This window comes from Streptococcus sp. HMSC076H09, from assembly GCF_001811765.1.
GTDB classification, from domain to species: Bacteria; Bacillota; Bacilli; order Lactobacillales; family Streptococcaceae; genus Streptococcus; species Streptococcus agalactiae.
Genome location: NZ_KV806606.1, coordinates 1 through 751 on the forward strand (window position 1 = coordinate 1; position 751 = coordinate 751).

The following is a 751-nucleotide window of genomic DNA, read 5'->3' on the forward strand; positions in this document are numbered from 1 at the left end:
CGATTTCGATAGGTTGTTGAAAATATTTTAAACGTTTTTACTTTGGCAAAAATATTCTCAACCTTGATTCTCTCTTTGGATAGCGTATGGTTATAGGTTTTATCTTCAAGAGTTAGTGGCTTAAGTTTGCTTGATTTCCTCGGAGTTTGCGCTTGTGAATACATCTTCATGATCCCTTGATAACCACTGTCTGCCAAGATTTTAGCAGCTTGTCCGATGTTTCTGCGACTCATTTTGAACAACTTCATATCGTGGCAATAGTTCACTGCAATATCCAAAGAAACAATTCTCCCTTGGCTTGTGACAATCGCCTGAGCCTTCATAGCATGACATTTCTTTTTACCAGAATAATTCGCTAGTTGATTTTTTTAGGACGATTGATTTTTACCTCTGTTGCATCCACAATCACCGTATCCTCAGCACTAAGATGAGTTTTTGAAATCGTAAAACCACTTTGAATAAGAGTTGATTCAACCCATTGACTTCGACGGATTAAGTTGCTTTCGTGAATGCCAAAATCAGCCGCAATTTGTTCATAAGTGCGGTATTCTCGCATGTATTGAAGAGTAGCCATGAGGAGATCTTCTAAGCTTAACTTAGGGGTTCGGCCACCTTTTGCGTGTTTACGTTGATAAGCTGTTTTTAACACAGCTAACATCTCTTCAAAAGTAGTGCGCTGAACACCAACAAGGCGCTTAAATCGTACATCAGTTAATTGTTTGCTTGCTTCATAATTCATAGAACTATTGTA

The 751-nt window shown here is 38.2% G+C and carries 1 protein-coding gene; it reads right to left on the reverse strand.

Annotated elements, in window-relative coordinates; translation table 11 throughout:
* Positions 1-739, reverse strand: a protein-coding gene (locus HMPREF2818_RS09900; RefSeq protein ID WP_144428695.1) for an IS5 family transposase whose coding sequence is annotated in 2 segments (ribosomal slippage) — positions 1-362 and positions 365-739 — 737 coding nt annotated over the 2 segments. Because the reading frame shifts where the segments join, the coding sequence is not laid out codon by codon here. This gene is flagged as partial in the annotation.
* Between the last annotated feature and the right edge of the window lie 12 nt (positions 740-751).